The organism is Mucilaginibacter sp. (genome assembly GCF_025359345.1).
In the GTDB taxonomy this organism is placed as follows: domain Bacteria; phylum Bacteroidota; class Bacteroidia; order Sphingobacteriales; family Sphingobacteriaceae; genus Mucilaginibacter.
Map to the genome: position 1 here is coordinate 179,363 of NZ_JANYGQ010000020.1, position 22,559 is coordinate 201,921.

Here is a 22,559-nt window from a genome sequence, read left to right on the forward strand (position 1 = left end):
CTTTTTAATGAAACAAAAAAGGCCCCAAATGTTCTTTGGGGCCCTTTGAATATTTGTGAATTTTACTTATCTCAGATCTTTTTTCCCAAAGTCGATGATCACCGGTGTTGCTACGCAGATCGACGAATAGGTACCAAAACATACGCCGATCAACAACGCGAACGAGAACCCGCGGATAACATCGCCACCGAAGATGAACAATACCAGTAATATCATTATTACTGTTAAAGCCGTAATAATTGTACGGCTTAACGTGTTGTTAATCGCATCGTTAATAACTGCTTTAGGATCATCAGTTTTTGCATGGTGCAAGCTCAGGAACTCGCGGATACGGTCAAATACCACCACCGTATCGTTAATTGAGTAGCCGATTACCGTCAATATCGCCGCAATAAATGATTGGTCAATATCGAGTGAGAATGGCAACACATCCTTAAATAACGAGAAGAAAGCCAATACCATCAACGCATCGTGAGCGGTTGCAACCATCGCACCCAAACTAAACTGCCATTTGCGGAAACGGATGAGTATGTAGGTTGAGATAATGATAATTGCAAAAATTACCGTCAACAATGCCGATTTCTTCAAACCATTCGCTATGGTTGGGTCAACCTTCTGACTGCGACTAATATTAGCTGCTGTTATCTTTGTTTTTGGGTTTGTACCAAGCGCTTTTATCAAGGCAGCCTGTACTCTTTGGTCGGTATTGCGTGCGGTGTCGTTAATCAAATATTTGGTGGTTATACTCAATCTGTCTGTCCCAAAGGTTTTCACCTCGTTACCTTCCCCTAAATATTTGTCAACTATATGCCTTACGTCTTCTGTAGAGACATTCGGGCTATTAAACTTCACCTGGTAATTATGACCGCCCACAAAATCAACCCCGTAATTAAAGCCCTGTGTTGCCATTGAAATTAAACCGGCAACAATAAATATACCCGAGAAGATATAGAATTTGAAACGGTTTTTAACAAAAGCATAGTTTGCGTTTTTGAAAGTATGTGAGCTCCATGGATTAGAGAATTTGATATCCCAGCCTTTTTCAAGCATCCATTCAAATATCAATCTTGATATTAGCAGTGAACAGAATAATGAAGTTATGATACCAATCATTAAAGTGATGGCAAAACCCTGGATAGGGCCGGTACCGAATACATATAATATTGCACCTGTTAAGAAGGTACTTATGTTTGAATCGAGAATAGACGATAACGCATGTTTAAAACCATCTGCAACGGCAATTCGTAACGATTTACCAAGAGCTAATTCTTCACGCACACGTTCATAAATCAGTACGTTTGCATCCACCGATATACCCAGGATCAACACTATACCAGCAACACCCGGCATGGTTAAAACTGCGCCAATGCTGGTTAGTACGCCCATTAAAAAGAATATGTTGACGATTACCGCAACTACTGCAACCGTGCCGGCACGATTATAGTAAGCAATCATAAACACCAGCACAACCAGTAAACCTACAAGGCTCGATATTAAACCCGCGCTGATGGCTTCCTGGCCTAAAGATGGACCTACCACCGTTCTGGCAACAATGTGCGCAGGCGCAGGTAAGCGACCTGCTTTTAACACGTTAGCCAAATCTTTTGCTTCGTCGATAGTAAAGCTACCTGAGATTGTAGAAACGCCGCCAGGGATAGGATTGTCTACACGTGGTGCTGAATAAACGTTGTCGTCAAGCACGATAGCTATCGACTGGTGGTTTTGCGGATCGGCACAAGCTTCGGTCGTTATCTGGCTCCATTGTTGGGCACCATCCGAGTTCATTACCATTACCACTTCATTACTTCCTTTTTGGTCAACGTCGTAACGTGCATCGTTAATCACATCGCCGGCAAGCGCAGGGCTATTTCCTGCGCCTACTAATCTAATAGCAAATAGTTCGAATGTTTTTGTTTTATCTAAAGGTTTTACCGACCAAAGCAGCCTCATAGACTGAGGGATGGCAGCCTTAACCTCCGGAATGCGCAGGTATCTGTTAACCGCTGCAGTGTCCTTTAACTCAGCACGGCCCACTACCGGTCCGGGGGCATATTGAATCTGCCCGTTTTGCCCCTGGTAAACCAGTGGTTTTAACACGGCAAAAAGAGGATCGGCGTTTTGCGCGTTTTTAGCCAGCGCCGAAGTATCGCCCTTAGCATTACTTTTTTGAACTTTGTTCAGCAATGATAACGAGCCTTTGTTTTTTGCAGTATCCGTTTTTGCGGCAGTAGCAGGTGCTTTGCTATTCGCAGCAATCGGGTTAGCAGGTTTAACTTCGGCCGGTTTGGCGGCAGTTTTTGAGGTGTCTTTCTTTTCGGCTTTCTGTTTAGCAGCTATAATGCCATTTATATTGTTAATCAGCGGGAACACCTGGCTGTTGCTATAAGTTTGGTAAAACTCAAGCTTGGCAGTACCCGATAATAGTTTACTCACACGTTCAGGGTCTTTAATGCCCGGGAGTTCAATTAAAATACGGTCGGAGTTTTTTGGGCGCTGTATGTTTGCATTGGCCACGCCAAACGCGTCGATACGTGTGTTAAGGATGGTGTACGATTGAGTTATCGCGGTGCTCGCTTGGTCCAGCAGATAGGTTTCAACTTCGCTGTTGGTGGCGTTAAACTTAATATGGTCCTGGTTATCCTTGGTTGCAAATATTGCGGCTAGCTTTCCGTTGGGATTAAGCTTTTCATATTCGTTAACAAACAAAATGATATAATTGTCCTGGCTGCCACGTACCTGGTCGGCGGCGGCGGCGGTTAAAGCCTGGTTAAATACTACATCCTTGTTATCGTTTGCTAATTTCTTTACCAGTTCTATCAGCGAAATTTGCATGGTCACGCTCATACCGCCTTCAAGGTCCAAACCTAAGGCAAGCTTCCTTTGGTTAACGTACTGATAATCGTGTTTGAATAACGGATATACCGGCTGTGTTGCAATTGAATCCAGATAAAACGTTCTCTTTGTTGAATCGCCCTTTGAAAATACCTCCGCGTCCTGCTCAACTTTGTGAGCAACCCATGTAAATGAAAGCTGGTATATACATACGACAGCCAGCACTATGGCGAAAAATTTAACAACCCCTTTACCTTGCATTGTGAATTAAAATATGTAATTAATTAGTTTATAAGCATTTTAAATAAGACGGCAAATCTAATAAAATTTCCTAAGCATGAAATTTTTAATTTAAAAGAGTAGGCAGGGAATAGAGATTAGAGGTTGATGATTAGAGATTAGGTTTTTTATTGACTGATAATGAGATAATTAATTAAATGTAAATTGTTTATTTTTTTAGAACAAAACTGCCTGTTTCTTGTTTTTGATGCCTCGACAACCCTGAAACTAATCTCTGATCATCAATCCCTAATCTCTAAACCCGCTCGTAGGTGATGAACGAATAAGGCAATGAATTTTTCTCATCAGGCTGATGGTCCTCGCGCGAAACTTGCAGCCAATCTGTCTTTTTAATTTCTGGAAAAAAGCTGTCGCCTTCGAATTGTTTGTGCACAACGGTCAGGTAGATCCTGTCGGTTAAATGCAGCGACTGTTTATAAATTTCGGCGCCGCCAACAATAAATACCTCCCGCTCGGTTCTGCAGAGTTCGAGTGCTGCTTTTATCGAGTTTACAACTTCGCAGCCTTCAATCTTGATGTCCTGACGTGTAATAATAATGTTACGGCGATTTGGCAGCGGCTTACCAACGGACTCATAAGTTTTACGGCCCATTATAACGGTATGGCCGCTGGTTATGGCCTTAAAGTGTTTTAAGTCGTTAGGCAGGTACCATAATAATTTATTGTCTTTACCGATGGCGCGGTTTTCGGATATGGCTACTACTATGGAGATGGTCATTGGGTCGTTGGGTCATTAAGTCATTAAGTCATTGGGTCATTAAGTCATTTTTATGATGACAGTTAATCACTTTTACCTTTCCCAATGAATTTGATGTAAATATTGAGTTTTAAATGTATGGTTTCTAATTGCTGAAGTAATAACTGGTAATTCTCGTCGTCCAACAAATCTCTCGTTTTTGCTTTTTTTAACCAGCCTTTTGTTTCTATAATAGATCCCCGGCTAAAATAACAGAAGTTTTTGTTTTCTTTATAATGAAACCTTCCAAATCCTTCGGCAATATTGGCACTTATAGAATCAGCGGAACGTACTATTTGTTTTCCAACAGTGTCTTTTGCAAAGAATTCCCATTTTGTGGCGATAAACCAAATTTTTTCTGAAAAGGCTTCAGCTAAATTATAAACTTCAATGTCTTCAATTCTATTACTCATTTATTTGTGATAATGCAACTAGCAAACCATACCAATGACCTAATGAAATAATGACCCAATGATTAAACGGCAACAGCACCTTTAATGTGCGGCCATGGGTCGTAGTTCAATAATTCAAAATCCTCGAATTTAAATTGAAAAATGTCCTTCACGTCAGGGTTGATTTTTATTGCAGGCAGCGGCCTTGGCTCGCGGCTTAATTGCAGCTGTGTCTGTTCGAGGTGGTTGTTGTACAAATGAGCATCGCCGAAGGTGTGTATAAAATCGCCATACTCGAGGTTGCATACCTGTGCCATCATCATCGTTAGTAAAGCGTATGATGCAATGTTGAATGGCACGCCCAAAAATATATCCGCGCTGCGTTGATACAATTGACACGACAATTTGCCGCGTTTTTCCCCCTTCAGGGGGTTGGGGGGCTCTACGTAAAACTGGAATAAACTGTGGCAAGGCGGCAGCGCCATCTGGTTAACGTCGGCCACGTTCCAGGCCGATACCATCATGCGGCGCGAGTCCGGGTTGTTTTTTATCTGGTTTACAACCTGTGTAATCTGGTCTATATGCCCTCCGTCCGGTTTTGGCCAGCTACGCCACTGGTAACCGTAAACGGGACCAAGATTACCTTCGGCATCCGCCCATTCGTCCCAAATCTTTACACCATTATCTTTTAGGTACTTGATGTTAGTATCGCCGCTTAAAAACCATATCAGCTCGTGGATGATGGATTTTAGGTGCAGTTTTTTGGTGGTCACCATCGGGAAGCCCTCCTGCAGGTTAAAACGCATCTGGTAGCCAAATACGCTTAGGGTACCGGTGCCTGTGCGTTCGTGCTTCTGCGCGCCGGTTTCCATCACATGCCTCATCAGGTCGAGATACTGTTTCATTTTTTGAGTTGGTTAAGTTGACTGGGTTTGGATTAAGTTGATCAAATTTCGAAAGACCGTCAAAACATTATCACCCAATCAACAGAAATAAGTGCAAATAAAATTAAACTAAGTTGGTAAACCTACTGATGTGCAAAAATACAGCATTGTTAATCATTCTTATCACCGCAACATCATAACTTTGCAAAACCTTGAACCTGCTGTGGTAACGCACCAGGTTGCGGGGCGTTGGCTGTGAAGACACAGCCAACGGGAGGTGAGATCTTTTTTAACTTAACGTGAATTTGATATAAGGGGGGAGCACTCGATTATCATCTACTTACATTTATTTAATCATTGGAATGGAATTAAACTGTCTGATAATGAGTGTGTTTCATAGCGTTCCGGGTGTTCCGTGTGCAAAAATGGAACGCTTCGCCGGCTGTTCGCAGTGATGTAGCCATTTGCCTATATCGAACTCACCTTTAACTTAATAAACTCAATCAACTCAATCCACCTTAATCAATCATTCACTATTCTCCACTCACCACTATGCTCATTTTCCCTAACGCAAAAATCAACATCGGTCTAAATGTACTCAACAGGAGGGATGATGGCTATCATAACCTTGAAACCATTTTTTATCCTGTCAACATAAAAGATGCACTTGAAATTGTTGTGGCCGACGAATTGAGTTTCGAATCGTCCGGTTTGGAGATACCGGGCAGGGTGGAAGACAACCTTTGCATCAAAGGCTATCGTCTGCTGAAAAATGATTTCAACCTGCCGCCGGTAAAAATTCATTTGCATAAACATATCCCGATTGGCGCGGGGCTGGGAGGTGGCTCGGCAGATGCTGCATTTTTTATCAGGCTGATAAACCAGAATTTTAATTTAGGGATGACAGATGAGCAAATGATCGGCTATGCCCGCAAACTTGGCGCCGACTGTGCCTTCTTTATCAAAAACAAACCTGTATTTGCTTTTGAGATTGGGGATGAATTCGAACCAGTCTGGCTCGACCTTTCCAAATACCAGGTCGTGTTGGTGATGCCGCCTGTACATGTGTCAACAGCGGAGGCCTATCGCGGCGTAAAACCCGCACCGGTAAAAGATTCGTTGATGGATTTAATTTACGAACCGATCGCTGACTGGAAAAAATACATCAAAAATGATTTCGAAGCATCGGTGTTTAAAAGCCACCCGGAGATAAGAGGGGTGAAGGCCGCCCTTTACGAAGCCGGCGCACTGTATGCCAGCATGAGCGGAAGTGGGGCATCAGTTTTTGGAATATTTGAAACAGCGCCGGATTTGAGCGCTCTGGAAATTGAGAACGAAATTTTTTATTGTTAAGGTCTAAACCGGAACCGGGATTAAGCGGACTTTACAGATTTTTTTGATGTGGACTGTTTTTTGAAATTCGTCGTAATCTCTAAAATCTGCTTAATTCCGGTTCAGGTTCACACTCCCGCATCCTCACTAACACCCCGCCCCACGCCTTCGGCCCAGTCATGCTCTCCCCAGCCTTTGGCTACGGCGCTTAATAAGCGGTTGTGGACGATGGAAACAATTGGCATGGGTATTTCTGCTTGCTGTGATAATTTGGTGGCTATACGCGCGTCCTTATAGCCCAGCTTGGTTTTGAATCCCACAGGTTGGTAATGTTTGCCGGCAATTTGCTTGCCGTAGTTTTGAAATATGGGTGCGTTGAAAATTGTAGCCCCGAAAAACTCCGCCACCCTTGTCCGGTCGAGCCCGTTTTTTTCGGCGAGGGTATAAGCCTCGGCCATCATCTCCATCGATGCCATTATCATAAAGTTCCCGGCAACCTTCACAACGTTGGCCGCGCCGGCATCTTCGCCAAAATCAAATATACCCTGACCCAACGCTTCCAGTATTGGCTTCGCAATTTCTTTTGATTGCAGGCCACCGGAAGTGCATATCCAAAGCTTCTTCGCCGCCGCCGCTTCAGGCCTGCCAAAAACAGGGGAGGCGAGGTAGTGGCTGCCGGCATTTTCGTGCGCTTTTGAAAGCAGTTGTGCGGTGTCCGGGGCGATGGTGCTCATGGAAATATGGAGCGCGTTTTTGGCCAGTTTTTTCAGGATACCTTCGTCTCCCAGAACTGCGTCTTTTAATACCTCATCGTCTGATAGCATGGAGATGATTACAGACACGCCTTCGGCTGCTTCGGCTGGTGTTTTACATTTGATGATAGCAGACTGCTCAAGCTCATCTGCCTTTGCAATTGTACGGTTATAAATTTGCAGGTGATAGCCTGCACTTATCAAATTTTTTGCCATCGGCGTACCCATATGCCCCAAGCCGATGAATCCTATTTTGTTATTCATACTTTTAGTTGATGTAATCCTTGTCGTCGTCACTTAGTGTGCCAGGAGTTGATTTGTCTGAGGCGTTGTCCGTGTAGTCGCCACCAAGTTTTTTAACCCGTTTTGGCCGGCCTACCAGTACGCCAAGTACAAACGAAATAATCGCTACAAAAAGAAGTACCACCAGTTTGGACATCCGGAACACGGCCCAAAGAAAGTTGAAATAAACTGCGCCGGTATTTTGCATCAGCACAACCGTAAGCAGGATGGTGATAAGGACGATGATGATGGTTTTTATTCTCATGGTGATTTAGTTTAACATTTAATACAATATCCTGTTTTTTTTAATGGAATAAAAATCGCTCAATGTTTTTCATTTAATAAAATCAGGGTGAGGGGGAGGTTCGCAAATTTTAGTAACCATTTTTCCGGTGTTACAAATTGTCGTTGCAACCGCATGCGGTTGCAAAAAAATGACCTTCCATTTTTGACAGAAATATTCGACCCGAAATTCGCATCGATAAACGAACTGCCAGGCAAGATTTGTCGATCCCTTTAATGTCGATTCCTCGCTTGCTGTTTCGTTCCGCAAAATTTTAAGTCTATAAAACTCCGGGCAACAGGCCGAAAATATCCTCGAATTTTTTCGGTGTTAATTTTAGTTTGGTATACATCTCCGCGAAATTTTGATTTCTTGAAAAATCTAATTTGGCAATTTCGGTACACTTAGTCTTAATTTAATTTTTAGAGCGGGCATTCTGACAAAAACTTTAATTAATCTTTGTTATATATTTGATTTATAATAAAATAAATGGCTAAAATATGATATGTGTTTTTCCATGCTAAAATAATTGGTAATATGATTTTTAGAAGCTTTATTTTATCGGAATAAACAGTTTTAATAGTGGTTGTAAATATTTGATTATAAAGTAATTATAATATAATATAAAATAGCTAAAGAGAACAATTTTGAGTATTAACATAGTTACTTACGGTTGTGAGTTCAGGTAAAACCAGATAAGAGCATCTTTGCTTCCAATACACTTATAAAATTTATGAAATTTGCCTGTAACGCTGCTAAAACTTTTAAATGGTATGCCGGGGGCTATGAAAAAGATAACGGCTTAGATGGCCTTAAATGGCGCGGGGCTTTCAAGTCATTTTCTCCCCCACCCTAAGATGAGGACGGAAGTCATTCAAAATAATTGATGCGGAGAGCATGGAAAGATGCGAAAGTCAACGGTCAAAAACCACAATAAATAGAGGTAATCAGGCCTGATTTTTTCGCCTGGCTATTTGTTTTTGGGCCACAGGATACAGGAAGATTGTGGACAGCAACAGCACTGCGCCAACCCAAAAACCCAGGGTCATTTTGTTCATATCCTTGAAAAAAACAAATGACATAACGATGCCATATACAGGCTCGAGATTCGTAATCAGGGCTACTCTGAATGCCGAAAGTTCGCGCATTACGGATACACCGGCTACGTAGGCGAGCGAAGTGCAGATGGTGCCAAGGATGAAAAGATAACCGATATCGGCCCCCCGCAGTGCCATCGATTGGTTGAAGCCGCCGGTAAATAAAAGGTAAATTGATATCCAGACAAAGGCTCCCGAAAGCTCGTAAAATGCTATTACCGGTGCTTCGAACTTTTTTACCTGGCGCGAATTGATGATGGAAAATAGGCTGGCAAATACTGCGCTTAATAATCCGGCTTCTATACCCTTAGTGTATCTGCCTTCAAATTTAAAGATGGTGGCTATTCCTAATATTATTAAAATACCAGCTAGTATTTCCAACTTCGAAATCTTCTTTTTATTGATTAGCGGTTCGAAAATTGCGGTGAATAAAGTAATGGACGAAAGGCAAACAAGGGTCACCGGAACGGTAGATAATTTAATAGAAGCGAAGAATAATATCCAGTGTCCGCCTACTAAAGCGCCCGTAAATATCAGCTTAAAAAAGCTGCGCATATCTAACTTTAGCGCTGTCTTATTGAACTTAAAATATAGGAATAATGACAGAGATGCAATGAGTACGCGGTACCAAACCAGGCTTACCGCCGACACTGAAATAAGTGCACCGAGTATACCGGTAAAGCCCCAGATAAAGACAGTAAAATGAAGGATAAGCAGGTTTTTATTTAACCCCGGCAAGGTATTTTTCGGGTCCATTATTTGGGCGCTTTTGACAGCAAATATAGCCCAACTAATCCGAATATTCCATTAGGTATAAATACCGCGATGATGGATGGCATGTTGCCTTTTACCGCAAAAACAAATGCAAACCTGTCGACGACGATGTAGGCAAAACAAAGGAAAATACCTATCCCCAGGGGCAACCCAATGCCGCCGCGAACCTTACGCGAGGATATAGAAACACCAATAAGCGTAAGCACATATGATGATAATGGGTACACAAAACGCTGGTCGAACACATAGGTCATTTCCTTTAAAGCACCGGTGCCGCGAAGCTTTTCCTTTACAATATTTTTGCTCAGTTCGCCTGTTGCCATGGCGGTGTAGCCGTTATCATAGGTGATAAAATCCACCGGCCGCATATCCAGTACCGTGTCTTTGGATCGCCCGGAGCTATCCACATATTTTTCTTTCAGCCCGTTTATGTACCTTACGGTATAGCTTTTAATGGTCCACACCCGCTTTAATGAGTCGTACACAATAGTGTTGGCCAGCAATTTTTCCCTCAGCTGGTCACCGTCAAACTTCTCTAAAATAAACTGGTAGCCGGTACGTATTGAATTATCAAACGACTGTACGTAGGCAAAAGTGTGTTTGTCCAGCTGTATGTGTACCTCGCTTTTCGCCGGGTCGTCACCGTTAAAACGATTGGCATTTTCGAAGGATATTTTCAGGTTATTAGTATACGGAATAAGGTAAAGATTGGCGAAGAGCGACACCAAAAAAATCAGCGTGGCGCAAATAAAATAAGGCCTTAAAAAGCGGTTGAAACTAGCCTTGCCGCTTAATATCGGCACAATTTCCGTTTGGTTGGCCATTTTGGCCGTAAAGTATATTACCGCCAAAAAGTTAATAAGCGGCGATAGCAGGTTCATATAAAAAGGTATAAAACCTGCGTAGTATTTAAATACAATCTCGTTTAAAGTATTGTGGTTTTTAAGGAAATTATCAATGTGTTCTGATATATCAAAAATAACTGTAATCACCACAAAAATGCCCAGCGTAAACGCAAACGTGCCCAGGTATTTTTTAATAATATACCTGTCGATTGTTTTTAAGTACCTGTATAAAATGGCTTTCATTTATAATCGTTGCGCTAGGCGGTTTACCATTGCATTTTTCCAGCTATAAAACTCGCCAGCAATTATTTTATTGCGGGCTTCGGTAACCAACCACAAATAAAAGTGCAGGTTATGCAAAGTAGCTATCTGTGCGCCCAGCATTTCGCCTGAATGTATCAGGTGCCTAAGGTAAGCTTTTGTATAGGCAGTATCGGCAAATAAATCGCTATCCTGTTCAATAGGCGAAAAATCGTTCTTCCACTTCTCGTTCTTGATGTTAATAATGCCATTTTTTGTAAACAGCATGCCGTTGCGTGCGTTACGGGTGGGCATTACGCAATCAAACATATCAATCCCGAGGGCAATGTTCTCCAAAATATTAACAGGGGTGCCTACGCCCATAAGGTACCGTGGCTTTTGTTCAGGTAAAATATTGCATACAATTTCCGTCATGGCGTACATTTCTTCCGCCGGTTCACCAACCGAAAGGCCGCCGATGGCATTTCCTTCGCGTTCAAATGATGCAATAACTTCTGCTGATTTTACCCGCAGATCCTTGTAAACAGAGCCTTGTACAATAGGAAAAAGTGTCTGGCTATAACCGTATTTTGGCTCCGTACTATCGAACCGGTCGCAGCAGCGCTTCAACCAGCGGTGCGTCATATCGATGGAGCGGCGGGCGTAGCCATATTCGCATGGGTAAGGGGTACACTCGTCAAACGCCATTATTATATCGGCGCCGATGGTGCGCTGGGTATCCATCACATTTTCGGGTGTAAACAAATGTTTTGAGCCATCGATATGGGAACGAAATGTAACGCCCTCTTCCTTTATTTTACGAACTTCCGTCAGCGAATACACCTGGTAACCGCCGCTGTCTGTTAAAATAGGGCCGTCCCAGCCGTTAAATTTATGCAGGCCGCCGGCAGCTTCAATAGTGTTTAATCCCGGCCGTAAATATAGATGGTAGGTGTTGCCCAGTATTATCTGCGCCTTAATATCGTTTTTAAGTTCGTGCTGGTGCACCGCTTTAACGGTCCCCGCCGTACCAACGGGCATAAATATAGGGGTCTGTATAGTGCCATGGTCGGTGGTTATTTCACCTGCCCGTGCTTTCGAAAGCGGGTCCTTTGCTGTTAAGTTGAATTTCATTATAAGGATGCAAAATTAACATAATAATTATGTTGTAAGGTTGGAATGTTGTAAAGTTGAAACGTTATTGGCATAGCGAATATCCTTTCGACTTATTTAAAATTACGATATTTCAACCTTGCAACATTTCAACCACTTCCTTAATCGCAAATGTTTTGATTTATTTAACATTACAATATTTCAACCTTACGACATTCCAACAATTTTTGCGACCTTTGCACATTATTTTTGACCCCGGTTTGGAAACATATTTACACTACGCGTTATTTATTTCACTACAGTTTTGCTTCCTTATTCAGCTATATTTTTTAATTGCCAACCAAAGCAAACTCAACAAGTTTAAACCGGTTGAATCGCTTCCTGAGGTGCTGATCCCGGTATCAGTAATTATAAGTGCCCGTAACGAGGCCAATAACCTGCGCGAAAACCTGCCTTCAATACTGGAGCAAAATTACCCGGATTTTGAGGTGGTTGTTATAAACGATTGCTCGTACGATGCATCGGGCGATGTGCTCGATGAGATGAAAGAGAGGTATCCGCGCCTTAAAGTGGTTACCATTACCGAGCACGACAGGTTTAAAACCGGTAAAAAATTCGCATTAACCCTGGGCATAAAGGCTGCAAAAAACGAATACCTGTTGTTTACCGATGCCGATTGCGTACCTGCTTCCGACAACTGGATAACCTATATGGCCGCTAATTTTACCAGGCCCGATCAAATTGTTTTGGGTTATTCGCCATATAAAAAAACACGCAATTTCTTGAACCCGTTTATCCGTTTTGAGACTATAAAAACTGCCATTAACTACCTGTCGGCAGCAGTTAGGGGTGATGCTTATATGGGGATAGGGCGTAATCTGGCTTATACTAAAACTTTGTTTTTTGGGGCCAAAGGGTTTGCTGCACACATGCACGTAATATCAGGCGATGACGATTTGTTTGTAAACCAAAACGCCACTGCAGATAACACGGCCATCGAAATGAACCCCGATTCGTTTGTTTATACCGATGCTAAAACCACTTTGAATTCATTGTTTCGTCAAAAAAAGCGCCATTTTGGGGTGGGTAAATTGTATAAGGCGAGGTATCGACGCATGCTGAGTATCGATGCTGCGAGCGGTTTCCTGTTCTATATTTTATTAACATTATGCTTAGTTTTCAACTTTGAGCCCCTGTTAGCCGCAGGTTTGTTTATGTTTAGGTTGATTTTTCAATTAATCATATATAATAAGCTATTTAAACGATTGGATGGCAAGGGCTTGTTATGGTACCTGCCCTTTTTTGATGCGATTTATTATATTTACTTAAATACTTTTGGGTTAATTGGCACTTTTATAAAAACCACTCAATGGAAATAAATTCGAATTTTACCGAGAACGCAAAGAACGATTTTCACCTTGTTGTAAGGGCCCGACAAGGCGACCAGAAGGCTTATGCCGATTTGATGCACAGGTATAAGGATTCTATTTATTTTATGGTGCTTAAGATGGTTAACAACAAAGAGGACGCAATGGACCTTACCGTTGAAACCTTTGCCAAGGCATTTGAGAAATTGGAAAAATATCAGCCCGACTACGCCTTTAGCACCTGGCTATTCCGCGTAGCAACCAATAACTGTATCGATTTTATCCGGAAAAAGAAGCTAAACACCATGTCGATCCACGGCATGATGGACGAAGACGGTGAGGAAAAACAACTGCAGATTAAGGCGGATGTGCTGAACCCTGAAGAAGTTTCAATAAAAAAACAACAAACCCAGGAGCTTAAATTACTTATTGAAAGCCTGCCACCGCGTTACCGAAACCTAATTACGCTGCGCTACTTTGACGAGCTATCCTACGAAGAAATTGCCCAACAGCTCGACCTGCCTTTAGGTACAGTTAAGGCCCAGCTTTTCAGGGCCAGATACCTACTTGGTAATATAATTAACCGGTTTAACAGGGATGATATCTGATTACCTGCTAAAATATTTCCCCAATCTTACGGCGCAGCAGCAACAGCAATTTAACCGCCTGCCCGAATTGTACACCTTTTGGAACAACCAGATAAACGTAATATCGCGCAAGGATATTGACATGCTGGGTGAGCGCCATGTTTTACACTCGCTGGGCATAGCCAAAGTAATGGCGTTTTTACCCGGCGAAAACGTACTTGATGTGGGCACAGGCGGTGGTTTTCCAGGTATTCCTTTAGCTATTCTTTTCCCCGAGACACAGTTCCACCTTGTCGATTCTATTGGCAAAAAAATAAAGGTGGTGCAGGAAGTCGCAAAAGCGCTTGGTCTTAAAAATGTAAAAGCCAGCCACCAGCGCGCCGAACAGGTTGATGAAAAGTTTGATTTTGTAGTGTCGCGTGCGGTTACACAACTGAAGGATTTTTATCCATGGGTGCGTGGTAAGTTTAACAAGCAATCAAAAAATAAGCTGCCGAACGGCATTCTTTATTTAAAAGGAGGGGATTTGGCGCAGGAAATTAAAGAATCTGGGCTAAAGGTTAGCCAATACCATCTTAAGGATTATTTCGCCGAGGAGTTTTTTGAGACCAAGCAAGTTATCTATATTAAAGCATAACCGTTGATTTTCGTTTGATTACGTTGATTTCGCTGATTCTTTAAGAGGCGCGATAGTTATCATTTTTCATTACAGTGTACAAATCGGTGTAATCATTGAGTTTCAATCAGTGTAATCTGTCATATACAACAAATTGCCGCGACGGTTTTTGGCCGGTCAGCAATTGGTTCTTCGCTATGGAAGATTGATGTTATTTTTTTGTAGGATATCCAACTACAACAACCTCGCCTGCAAATGATGGATCTTTGAACAACTTTTCGCTTGCTGGTTTGGGTGCTTCAATTCCATCTAAAGCAAAACTCACAGCCATTTTATAGTTGCCGGATTTTGCTTCCACCGAGCCTGTAAAAGCTTTTACAGCCCTAACGACTTCTTCATCGCATCCATTCCCGACACCCTTCAGCACAACTACATCACTTATATTATGGTTATAATTCACATTGAATTTAACAACTACGCTTCCTACAATGTTACCTTCGCGGGCCAATGCAGGATATCTTATAGTTTTCCGCATAGAATTGAATAAATTCTCGAAATCTTTCGATACAGGTGGAATTGGTTCCATTGGCGGCGGTGGCATTTTCTGCAATTTTAGCATTACCGGCGCGGGTTGTGGTGCATCGATCTTTACATCAGCACTTTTAACAAGTTTGCCCTTTATCCTAATTGGGCCCGCATCAGCCAACTTCAAACCAGCACTTTTGCTGTCCTTGACAATTATCTTAATGGGGGCCGCATCATCCAACTTCAAGTCGGCATTTTTAGTCTGCTTGCCGTTTGGCCTAACCGGGTCAATAGTTATTTCTTCTGCTGATGCAGGGGCGTCTTTAATGGCTATCTCTTTTTGCCCGTAGAGGGTATCTTTAAATGTAACGTTGGGCGCTCTTTTAACTTTTGTTTTGTTTTTTGAAGGTTTAACATCAACCAGTTTCAATTTTTTAATTGTATCTGTTGTTTTTTGCGGCACCAGGTCAATCAGCCCATAGGTTTTACTGAACCCTAAGGTTGATGCACATAGCAAGCCGGCGCATACCGGCAGGGCAGCGAGGTACTTTAGCCTTGCTAAATTACCCGAACGTTTTTGGTTTAACATAATGATCCTCTTTTTTAGTAAATTATAATTGAAAAATGAATTTGAGATAGACGACCCACTTAAGCCATAAGCATTGCTCACCAAAAACGAAGAGTAGGTGAGGGTGTCGTTTTCATAAGCGGCGGTTTGCTCATCAGCAATATACTCATGCACGGTTTTAAGGCTGCGTTGCAACAGGTAGATGAAAGGATTAAACCAGTTGATGATTTTCACCAGTTCCAAAAAAACGATATCTACAGAGTGTTTTTGATCGATGTGAACCAGCTCATGCCTTATCATGGTATCAGCGCCGGATACATTGGTACCGATAAATACATAGTTGAAAAAGGAAAACGCAGTGTTTGCATCCTCGACTTTAACAAGTTTATACTTATTATGCAGCAGGCTTTGTTGTGTTCGTGTTAATTTTAAAAGTTGAGAAATTTTTAAAGCAAACAGGGTCAGCATTACCACTGCGCCGGTTACGTATCCAATTACAAGCACATTTTGCCATGTAAAATACGTTGGAGTCGCAACGTTCTGATGGAGGTGCGGATTGTATACAATAGTTGCTAGTACTTTGCCGCCGTCTTCGTATGATTTTAACCAGCCCACTTGCACCAACGGGATAATGTATGATAAAACAGGCGTGCATAACAAATAGGCCCGGTTCAATTTGTAATACGTTTCCCTATCGAGCAGTAAAAAATACAGCGCATAAAATACCCCCAGGTAAATATTCGCTTCCAACAGGTAATGCAGCCAATTCATGATTTTTTGTTTTTTAGGTTGTCAATCAGTTTGGTAAGCTCATCGAGCTCCTTTACATCCAGGTTTTTTTCGTCGACAATAAAAGACACCAGGCTTTTGTAGGAATTGCTGAAATAGTTTTTCATCATCTTATCAAAAGTGAATTTTTTGTAAACATCTTCGCTGATGGCAGGGAAGTAAACATGCGAGTTGCCGTAGGCTTTATGGTCGATAAATCCTTTGCCTTCCAAAACCCTCACTACTGTCGACACAGTGTTATAGGCTGGTTTTGGGTCAGGCATTTCCTCAATAATGTCTTTCACAATGGCCTCTTTTAGCTGCCACAGTATTTGCATCACCTGCTCCTCGGCTTTTGTAAGTTCTTTAATGTTCATAGCAAACTATTTTTATAGTTGAGTAAAGGTAGAACTATTTTTATAGTTTGCAAACTATTTTTATAGTTTTTTATTTTTTGCTAAAATTGTTAGGATTTTTATATTTTAGGGCGATAAAGCCTCGCAATAAAATAACATACAGCAAGGCATCAGATTATGTCGTTACTTCACCAGGTTGCCTTAACATTTGTAAAAAACATCGGCCCAACATTGGCCAAATCATTAACCGCACATTTCGGCGGGGCCGAACAAATATTTAAAGCACCAAAAGGCAAATTGTTGAAGGTGCCGGGAATAGGAGAGAAGACCGTCAGCCAGCTTGACTTTGACGTTGCATTGAAGAAAGCCGAGCAGGAGCTAAAATTTATTGATAAGAATGGTATCGACGTTATATTTTACACCGATAACAGGTACCCCAAGCGCTTAAAAAATTGCAATGATTCACCTGTATTACTATACGCAAAGGGCAATGCAGATTTAAATGCCGAACATGTGGTAAGTATTGTTGGTACACGTAATGCTACTGAATATGGTAAACAGCTATGCCGGCAGTTGATTGAAGAGTTGCAGCAACTAAATGTTTTGGTGGTTAGCGGCTTAGCGCTCGGTATTGATGTGGCTGCTCATAAAGAGTGCTTAAAACATAACGTACCCACTGTTGGCGTAGTTGGTCATGGACTGGATAGGATGTACCCAAGCCAGAATCGGGCTACTGCCGATAAAATGCTGGAAAACGGTGGCTTGTTGTCCGAATACCCTTCAGGTACTATGCCAGACCGTGAGAATTTTCCACAGCGTAACCGTATAGTGGCCGGTATGGCTGATGCTACTATAGTGGTTGAAGCAGGGATAAAAGGCGGCGCGTTAATTACTGCCGAAATTGCCAACTCCTACAACCGTGATGTATTTGCCTTCCCGGGCAGGCTGGGCGATGAATATTCTGAAGGCTGCAATTTTTTGATCCGTAACAATAAGGCGCAACTGCTCACCTGCGCAGCTGATTTAGCTTTCAGCCTGGGCTGGGAGCAAGGTGATACAGCGAAAGCTTCAATCGAGCAGTTTATTTTGCCATTTGACCTTACGCAGGATGAAAGCCTGATAATTAATCTTTTACGTGAAAATAAAACTCCGCTTGCTATTGACGACTTATCAATAAAAACAAATATGCCGACCAGCAAACTGGCCATGAATTTATTGAATATGGAAATGCAGGGTTATATAAGAGGCTTGCCGGGGAAGATGTATTGCCTTTCGTGAATAGGTTAGGTCATTGGGTCATTGGGTCATTGAAATTTTGAGAGTGTAAGGTAGTCAGAATTTGATATTTTTCGTTGGGAATGCTGACGAACAATTCGTTAATGACTCAATGACATAGTGACTAAATGATTTTTCACCCGTTCGGCCAGCTAAAATAAGCAAGCGTACCCAGGCCTTTGCTAATTGATGCCCAATCATCTATTTCAAAATCAATTACTGCAACCGCGCTGGTGTGAACCTCCATGGCAGCACCGGTTAAATATTGCAGTATGTAAGCTATGCCTGGGTTATGACCAACAAGGGCTACGAAGTCGTATTTGTCTGGCAGATCGTTAATTATTTTTAAAAGGGTTTTTTCGCTCGCTTCAAAAATTGACTTGTTGGTGGTGGGAGCAGGTAAGCCTAAGTGGTCGGCAAATATTTCAGCCGTCGTAAGGGTGCGCAATGCGGGGCTGGCTACAATATATTCAGGTACTATTAATTTCTCTTTCAAACGATCAGCCATAAAACCCGCGTCCTGCATGCCGATGTACTTTAAAGGCCTGTCGAAATCCTTGCCCCCGGTATCCTTTTCGGCCTTTGCATGTCTTACCAATAGTAATTTTTTCATGGCGATTTTAATTTAACCAGCCTCGCGGCCCATCCACTTGTATCTAATAAAAACGCTGCAAATTAACGTTTAATTGATATTTAAATGAAGGTTATTTTGATATAAATTGTTTTAATAAAAATAAACGGGTGTCGGCTTAACGGCGGCTGCACTTAGTTGATAAATTCGCTTAGTTTGGCAACAATAGTTTCGGGTTCAATGTTATAAAGGCATGCATAATCCTTTCTGAAACAGGGCCTATTTCCATAAACAGAGCATGGCCGGCATTCAATATCGTCTGCAATTATGTTGTTTTCCGATTGCCCGTAGCCTAAAAAACCTGCATAATGGTGTGTTGCCCCCCAAACCGAAACTACCGGCACTCCCTCAAGCGAAGCCAGGTGCATTCCTGCCGAATCCATACTCATCATTACATCAAGGTTGCTGATCAGCGAAAGTTCCTGTTCTATAGTTAAGCGGCGTACCAGCGAGGTAGCGGCCGGATATTTTTGCTCCCATTGCAGGCAAATCTCTTCTTCCAGCAATGAGCCGCCAAATAAAAACAGTTTTACATTTTTATTATCTAACTGCTTAATAACCTCTTCCGTTCGCTCCAGCGGATAAATTTTGCCTTTATGTTTGGCAAAAGGGGCAATGCCGATCCATGAATTTGCCTTGTCGCCGGTTAGTTTAATAATATCGCCGGTTAATGGTTGTCGATTTTTTTTAAGCTGATGCTGAAGTTCTATTTGCAATCCTAACCCTCTGAAAACATCGGCATAACGTTCTGTGGTGAGTTTGAGCGGTTTTAAAACCTTGTTTGGAAAGCGGGTCAAAAGCTTTTTTTCGTCCCTTCCTTTATCGATGTATACATAAGGTACGCCCGAAACCCGGAACATTTTTCTTAATATTTTCGAACGTAAATTGTCATGCAAATCGGCAACAGCATCAAAGTTTGACATTTTTTTCAGCGTCCGAAATAGCTTAAGCACACCGGTGAACCCTTTATACCCCAAAATTAAATCGGCAGCGAAATAATTTAGACGGGGGATATTCTTAAAAAATCCTTCAAAGTCAGGTCGGGAAACAAATGTTATTTCTAGTTCGGGATTTTGACTTAGCACTGCTTTTATAACCGGCACCGTCATAGCCACATCGCCCATGGCCGAAAAACGGAATACCAGTATATGCTTTGCTTCTGGCATTTATTTTTTGCTGTTATACAAAACGGGGTTAAGCTCGGGGTCGTTATACATTTTCATCTGGCGGTAAACCTTCATGTATTTTTCACCACGTTGTATATCGTCAATCAGTTCGTCAATAGCTATTGAAAGGTCTGTTTGTTGCTGCAAAAGAATGCCAAGTTTTGTCTTACGCTGAGCCGAATCAGCATCGCTAATGTTTTTTCTTAGGGTTTCCTCGTGCATGTGATAAATCTTCAGAGCCAGTATTGATAGCCTGTCGATAGCCCAGGCAGGGCTTTCTGTATTTATCCGCGCAGTAGGCAGCGGCTTAACATCTTTGTACTTATCTAAAAAATAGCTGTCAATTTCTTCTACTAAATCAGTGCGCTCCTGGTTGGATTTATCGATGCGGCGTTTCCATTTCAGGGCAACAACCGGGTCGATGGATGGATTTCGAATTTCATCCTCCATGTGCCATTGGGCTGTGTCTATCCAGCATTTGGTGAATAATAAATTTTCAAACGAACCCACTTCGTAAGGGTTTTCATACCTCGCGTTGATATCATCATATAAATGATAATCATATATCGCCTTTAAAAATACCTTGTTACAAAGTCCGCTTATCATTTTACCGTGCTTGTGCCTTTATTTTGTTAATAATAGATGTTGAGGAATAGCCCTCAACAAAAGTAATAGTTTTAACCTCGCCGCCGTTAGCAATAACTTCTTTGGCGCCAACAATATTGTCTATAGTATAATCTGCGCCTTTAACCAGTATGTCGGGTAGTAAAGTACTTATCAAATTAAGTGGTGTATCTTCTTCAAATAGTACCACGCCATCTACAAAAAACAGCGAGGCCAACAAGGCTGCTCGATTGTTTTGGTCGTTTATTGGCCGGTCTTCGCCTTTTATCCGCCTTACAGAGCTATCTGCATTTAAGCCGATTATCAGTTTGTCGCCCAATTCGGCGGCTTTCGCTAGGTAAGTAACATGGCCTAAGTGCAATAAATCGAAAACACCGTTGGTAAATACTACCTTTTTGCCGTCTTTCTGCCAGGCAGTAACCGTGGCTTTCAACCGGGCTAAAGGCTGTATTTTATCTAAAAGCGTTTTTTCTAAGTCGGCTCTCATCAGTTAAAATAAATCGTCAACCGCTTTACACAATATATGCCCAATCAAAATATGCATTTCCTGTATGCGGGCAGTGATATCCGATGGTATTATCACATTTAAATCGCAAATACCGTTCATTTTTCCGCCATCCCGGCCCGAAAGGCCCAGGGTTTTGCAGCCGAATTTTGTAGCAGTTTCAAAAGCATTTAAAATCCCCTGGCTATTGCCGCTTGTTGAAATACCTATAAATAAATCGCCGGGCTGTGCCAAAGCCTCAACCTGGCGCGAAAATACATGGTCGTACCCGTAATCATTGGCAATGGCAGTTAGGGCCGATGTGTCAGTTGTCAAAGCAATTCCGGGTAGGGCTTTGCGGTGTTTCACAAAGCGTCCGCTTAGCTCGGCAGCAATATGCTGGGCATCGGCAGCGCTGCCGCCATTGCCCGCTGTTAAAACCTTGTTGCCGTTTTGTATAGCAGTAATAATCATTTCGCAGGCTTTTTCAATATCGCCGCTAAGCTGTTCAATTACCTTGTTTACAAGTTGTTGGTGATCTTTAAGTTCTTCAATAACCATTCTTTATTTCGGATTTCGGAATTTCAATTTCGGAATTGTAGAAATTTTAGATTTCATAAGTTCCAATTCGGATTTATATTTAATTCGCTTGCAAATATACCAATGAACTAATGAACAAGTGAACCAATGAACTAAATCTCCATATCTTTAATAATTTCATCAATAGTTGTTGTGGCACTACCTACATGCCGTATCACTATGGCGGCAGCATGGTTAGCCAGGTCGCAGGCTTCTTCAACCGTAAAACCAAGGGCTAAAAAATAAGTAATGGCTGCTATTACCGTATCGCCGGCACCAGTAACATCGAATACCTCGGTAGCCTTTACCGATAATAATTTACTGCTTTCCGGAGTCAATATCGCCATTCCTTCTTCAGAAAGAGTAACCACCAGGTACGCAGTTTCGGTTTGCGCAAACACGGTTTTGGCCGCTTCCTGCAACTCGTCAATATTTTTTATCGATTCGGTTTTAGCTGCCTCAGCCAACTCTTTGCGGTTGGGTTTTATTAAAAAGGCGCCTTTGTATTTTTCGTAATTAAAACCTTTAGGGTCAACAATTACTTGCTTATGATGCACGGCTGCAATCTTTATTAGGCGTTGTGTAAGGGCCGGGGCAAACAAACCTTTGTTATAATCGGAAAATATAATGATATCTGCCTTATCAATGACCGAAGTAAGTTTCTCGGCCAGTTCGTTTTCCAAGTCCGCCGACAAGGGATCGGTGATTTCACGATCAACTCTAACTAATTGGTGCCGTCCGGCTAAAACCCGGGTTTTAATGGTCGTAGGCCGTGCACTATCTTTAATAATAGTATTGGTTTTTACGCCTTCGTTTTCCAGTATTTCAATAAGCTGAAGGCCGGTGGCGTCATCCCCAATAACCCCGGCAACGGTAACAGTTGCACCCAGGGCAACCAGGTTTTGAACAACATTGCCTGCGCCACCAAGCGTAGTCGACTCATTTTTTACGTTTACGATCGGCACCGGTGCCTCAGGCGATAACCGTGTGGCATTTCCCCAAATGTAATGGTCAATCATCAAGTCGCCAATAACCAGTATAGCAGGCTGTTTTTCGGTTGATTGTATGGAACGTACTCTATCTATTAGGTTCATTGGTTCATCGGGAAAAGTTCATAGTTGATGGTTCATAGTTCATGGCAGCTGCAAAGG

22 protein-coding genes are annotated in these 22,559 nt (G+C 42.2%); 5 read left to right on the forward strand and 17 right to left on the reverse strand.

All coding sequences use genetic code 11. The features are described from left to right. Positions 1 to 66: 66 nt before the first annotated feature. From secDF to Q0R52_RS12350, 4 genes are all read right to left on the reverse strand, one after another. Positions 67 to 3,093: a protein translocase subunit SecDF gene (gene secDF / locus Q0R52_RS12335; RefSeq protein WP_295794971.1), complete on the reverse strand. Its 3,027-nt coding sequence runs from the start codon at positions 3,091 to 3,093 to the stop codon at positions 67 to 69. Between the two features lie 274 nt (positions 3,094 to 3,367). Beyond that, positions 3,368 to 3,850 carry a dihydrofolate reductase gene (locus Q0R52_RS12340; RefSeq protein ID WP_295794972.1) on the reverse strand — a complete coding sequence of 161 codons (483 nt, stop codon included), beginning with the start codon at positions 3,848 to 3,850 and terminating at the stop codon, positions 3,368 to 3,370. A gap of 62 nt (positions 3,851 to 3,912) precedes the next feature. Continuing rightward, the gene (locus tag Q0R52_RS12345) at positions 3,913 to 4,281 is read right to left on the reverse strand and encodes a four helix bundle protein (RefSeq protein WP_295794973.1); all 369 of its coding nucleotides are present in this window, start codon (positions 4,279 to 4,281) and stop codon (positions 3,913 to 3,915) included. A 62-nt stretch (positions 4,282 to 4,343) separates the two neighbouring features. Then, positions 4,344 to 5,165: a thymidylate synthase gene (locus tag Q0R52_RS12350; RefSeq protein WP_295794974.1), complete on the reverse strand. Its 822-nt coding sequence runs from the start codon at positions 5,163 to 5,165 to the stop codon at positions 4,344 to 4,346. A 531-nt stretch (positions 5,166 to 5,696) separates the two neighbouring features. Here Q0R52_RS12350 and ispE point away from each other — a divergent pair. Beyond that, entirely contained in the window at positions 5,697 to 6,497 is an 801-nt protein-coding gene (gene ispE, locus Q0R52_RS12355) for a 4-(cytidine 5'-diphospho)-2-C-methyl-D-erythritol kinase (RefSeq protein WP_295794975.1), read from the forward strand. Positions 6,498 to 6,604: 107 nt separating this feature from the next. Here the strand turns inward: ispE and Q0R52_RS12360 are convergent, their stop codons facing one another. The 5 genes from Q0R52_RS12360 to tgt all read right to left on the reverse strand — a co-directional run bounded on the left by Q0R52_RS12360 (position 6,605) and on the right by tgt (position 11,883). Beyond that, a complete protein-coding gene (locus Q0R52_RS12360; protein ID WP_295794976.1) occupies positions 6,605 to 7,492 on the reverse strand; it encodes an NAD(P)-dependent oxidoreductase in 888 nt (295 codons plus the stop codon). Between the two features lie 4 nt (positions 7,493 to 7,496). Next, positions 7,497 to 7,775 (reverse strand): LapA family protein, encoded by a 279-nt coding sequence (locus tag Q0R52_RS12365; RefSeq protein WP_295794977.1) that lies wholly within the window; start codon positions 7,773 to 7,775, stop codon positions 7,497 to 7,499. 965 nt (positions 7,776 to 8,740) lie between these two features. Beyond that, positions 8,741 to 9,646 (reverse strand): EamA family transporter, encoded by a 906-nt coding sequence (locus Q0R52_RS12370; RefSeq protein WP_295794978.1) that lies wholly within the window; start codon positions 9,644 to 9,646, stop codon positions 8,741 to 8,743. Continuing rightward, entirely contained in the window at positions 9,646 to 10,752 is a 1,107-nt protein-coding gene (locus Q0R52_RS12375) for an LptF/LptG family permease (protein ID WP_295794979.1), read from the reverse strand. Before Q0R52_RS12375 ends, Q0R52_RS12370 begins: the two co-directional genes overlap by 1 nt. Next, on the reverse strand, positions 10,753 to 11,883 hold the full coding sequence (tgt, locus tag Q0R52_RS12380) for a tRNA guanosine(34) transglycosylase Tgt (RefSeq protein ID WP_295794980.1): 1,131 nt from the start codon (positions 11,881 to 11,883) through the stop codon (positions 10,753 to 10,755). 239 nt (positions 11,884 to 12,122) lie between these two features. Here tgt and Q0R52_RS12385 point away from each other — a divergent pair, with 239 nt between their 5' ends. From Q0R52_RS12385 to rsmG, 3 genes are read left to right on the forward strand one after another with little or no spacing between them, the layout of a single operon-like run. Next, a complete protein-coding gene (locus Q0R52_RS12385) occupies positions 12,123 to 13,241 on the forward strand; it encodes a glycosyltransferase (protein ID WP_295794981.1) in 1,119 nt (372 codons plus the stop codon). After that, positions 13,232 to 13,837 carry a sigma-70 family RNA polymerase sigma factor gene (locus Q0R52_RS12390; RefSeq protein ID WP_252791627.1) on the forward strand — a complete coding sequence of 202 codons (606 nt, stop codon included), beginning with the start codon at positions 13,232 to 13,234 and terminating at the stop codon, positions 13,835 to 13,837. Before Q0R52_RS12385 ends, Q0R52_RS12390 begins: the two co-directional genes overlap by 10 nt. Continuing rightward, positions 13,827 to 14,453 carry a 16S rRNA (guanine(527)-N(7))-methyltransferase RsmG gene (gene rsmG / locus Q0R52_RS12395; RefSeq protein WP_295794982.1) on the forward strand — a complete coding sequence of 209 codons (627 nt, stop codon included), beginning with the start codon at positions 13,827 to 13,829 and terminating at the stop codon, positions 14,451 to 14,453. The genes Q0R52_RS12390 and rsmG overlap by 11 nt, the downstream gene beginning before the upstream one ends. 190 nt (positions 14,454 to 14,643) lie before the next feature. Here the strand turns inward: rsmG and Q0R52_RS12400 are convergent, their stop codons facing one another. Both Q0R52_RS12400 and Q0R52_RS12405 read right to left on the reverse strand, forming a co-directional pair. Continuing rightward, positions 14,644 to 16,296 carry a TonB family protein gene (locus tag Q0R52_RS12400; protein WP_295794983.1) on the reverse strand — a complete coding sequence of 551 codons (1,653 nt, stop codon included), beginning with the start codon at positions 16,294 to 16,296 and terminating at the stop codon, positions 14,644 to 14,646. Then, positions 16,293 to 16,670 carry a BlaI/MecI/CopY family transcriptional regulator gene (locus Q0R52_RS12405; RefSeq protein ID WP_295794984.1) on the reverse strand — a complete coding sequence of 126 codons (378 nt, stop codon included), beginning with the start codon at positions 16,668 to 16,670 and terminating at the stop codon, positions 16,293 to 16,295. The genes Q0R52_RS12400 and Q0R52_RS12405 overlap by 4 nt, the downstream gene beginning before the upstream one ends. Positions 16,671 to 16,826: 156 nt before the next feature. On the opposite strand from Q0R52_RS12405, the gene dprA reads away from it, so the two are divergent. Next, on the forward strand, positions 16,827 to 17,927 hold the full coding sequence (dprA, locus tag Q0R52_RS12410) for a DNA-processing protein DprA (RefSeq protein ID WP_295794985.1): 1,101 nt from the start codon (positions 16,827 to 16,829) through the stop codon (positions 17,925 to 17,927). 133 nt (positions 17,928 to 18,060) lie between these two features. Here the strand turns inward: dprA and Q0R52_RS12415 are convergent, their stop codons facing one another. The 6 genes from Q0R52_RS12415 to rfaE1 form a co-directional block, all read right to left on the reverse strand. After that, a complete protein-coding gene (locus tag Q0R52_RS12415; RefSeq protein ID WP_295794986.1) occupies positions 18,061 to 18,537 on the reverse strand; it encodes a histidine phosphatase family protein in 477 nt (158 codons plus the stop codon). Positions 18,538 to 18,689: 152 nt separating this feature from the next. After that, complete coding sequence (locus Q0R52_RS12420; RefSeq protein ID WP_295794987.1) at positions 18,690 to 19,721, reverse strand: glycosyltransferase family 9 protein; 1,032 nt, start codon at positions 19,719 to 19,721, stop codon at positions 18,690 to 18,692. After that, positions 19,722 to 20,327, reverse strand: coding sequence for a DUF4254 domain-containing protein (locus Q0R52_RS12425; protein WP_295794988.1), 606 nt, complete (start codon positions 20,325 to 20,327; stop codon positions 19,722 to 19,724). Position 20,328: 1 nt separating this feature from the next. Continuing rightward, a complete protein-coding gene (gene rfaE2, locus Q0R52_RS12430) occupies positions 20,329 to 20,832 on the reverse strand; it encodes a D-glycero-beta-D-manno-heptose 1-phosphate adenylyltransferase (RefSeq protein ID WP_295794989.1) in 504 nt (167 codons plus the stop codon). Positions 20,833 to 20,835: 3 nt separating this feature from the next. Further along, positions 20,836 to 21,390, reverse strand: a complete 555-nt coding sequence (gmhA, locus tag Q0R52_RS12435; RefSeq protein WP_295794990.1) for a D-sedoheptulose 7-phosphate isomerase — start codon at positions 21,388 to 21,390, stop codon at positions 20,836 to 20,838. A 131-nt stretch (positions 21,391 to 21,521) separates the two neighbouring features. Continuing rightward, positions 21,522 to 22,502 (reverse strand): D-glycero-beta-D-manno-heptose-7-phosphate kinase, encoded by a 981-nt coding sequence (rfaE1, locus tag Q0R52_RS12440; protein WP_295794991.1) that lies wholly within the window; start codon positions 22,500 to 22,502, stop codon positions 21,522 to 21,524. Between the last annotated feature and the right edge of the window lie 57 nt (positions 22,503 to 22,559).

Bases quoted from the DNA above. Each gene is read 5' to 3' on its own strand.
- secDF (WP_295794971.1), bottom strand. From the start codon at position 3,093: ATGCAAGGTAAAGGGGTTGTTAAATTTTTCGCCATAGTGCTGGCTGTC.
- Q0R52_RS12340 (WP_295794972.1), bottom strand. From the start codon at position 3,850: ATGACCATCTCCATAGTAGTAGCCATATCCGAAAACCGCGCCATCGGT.
- Q0R52_RS12345 (WP_295794973.1), bottom strand. From the start codon at position 4,281: ATGAGTAATAGAATTGAAGACATTGAAGTTTATAATTTAGCTGAAGCC.
- Q0R52_RS12350 (WP_295794974.1), bottom strand. From the start codon at position 5,165: ATGAAACAGTATCTCGACCTGATGAGGCATGTGATGGAAACCGGCGCG.
- ispE (WP_295794975.1), top strand. From the start codon at position 5,697: ATGCTCATTTTCCCTAACGCAAAAATCAACATCGGTCTAAATGTACTC.
- Q0R52_RS12360 (WP_295794976.1), bottom strand. From the start codon at position 7,492: ATGAATAACAAAATAGGATTCATCGGCTTGGGGCATATGGGTACGCCG.
- Q0R52_RS12365 (WP_295794977.1), bottom strand. From the start codon at position 7,775: ATGAGAATAAAAACCATCATCATCGTCCTTATCACCATCCTGCTTACG.
- Q0R52_RS12370 (WP_295794978.1), bottom strand. From the start codon at position 9,646: ATGGACCCGAAAAATACCTTGCCGGGGTTAAATAAAAACCTGCTTATC.
- Q0R52_RS12375 (WP_295794979.1), bottom strand. From the start codon at position 10,752: ATGAAAGCCATTTTATACAGGTACTTAAAAACAATCGACAGGTATATT.
- tgt (WP_295794980.1), bottom strand. From the start codon at position 11,883: ATGAAATTCAACTTAACAGCAAAGGACCCGCTTTCGAAAGCACGGGCA.
- Q0R52_RS12390 (WP_252791627.1), top strand. From the start codon at position 13,232: ATGGAAATAAATTCGAATTTTACCGAGAACGCAAAGAACGATTTTCAC.
- rsmG (WP_295794982.1), top strand. From the start codon at position 13,827: ATGATATCTGATTACCTGCTAAAATATTTCCCCAATCTTACGGCGCAG.
- Q0R52_RS12400 (WP_295794983.1), bottom strand. From the start codon at position 16,296: ATGAATTGGCTGCATTACCTGTTGGAAGCGAATATTTACCTGGGGGTA.
- Q0R52_RS12405 (WP_295794984.1), bottom strand. From the start codon at position 16,670: ATGAACATTAAAGAACTTACAAAAGCCGAGGAGCAGGTGATGCAAATA.
- dprA (WP_295794985.1), top strand. From the start codon at position 16,827: ATGTCGTTACTTCACCAGGTTGCCTTAACATTTGTAAAAAACATCGGC.
- Q0R52_RS12415 (WP_295794986.1), bottom strand. From the start codon at position 18,537: ATGAAAAAATTACTATTGGTAAGACATGCAAAGGCCGAAAAGGATACC.
- Q0R52_RS12420 (WP_295794987.1), bottom strand. From the start codon at position 19,721: ATGCCAGAAGCAAAGCATATACTGGTATTCCGTTTTTCGGCCATGGGC.
- Q0R52_RS12425 (WP_295794988.1), bottom strand. From the start codon at position 20,327: ATGATAAGCGGACTTTGTAACAAGGTATTTTTAAAGGCGATATATGAT.
- rfaE2 (WP_295794989.1), bottom strand. From the start codon at position 20,832: ATGAGAGCCGACTTAGAAAAAACGCTTTTAGATAAAATACAGCCTTTA.
- gmhA (WP_295794990.1), bottom strand. From the start codon at position 21,390: ATGGTTATTGAAGAACTTAAAGATCACCAACAACTTGTAAACAAGGTA.
- rfaE1 (WP_295794991.1), bottom strand. From the start codon at position 22,502: ATGAACCTAATAGATAGAGTACGTTCCATACAATCAACCGAAAAACAG.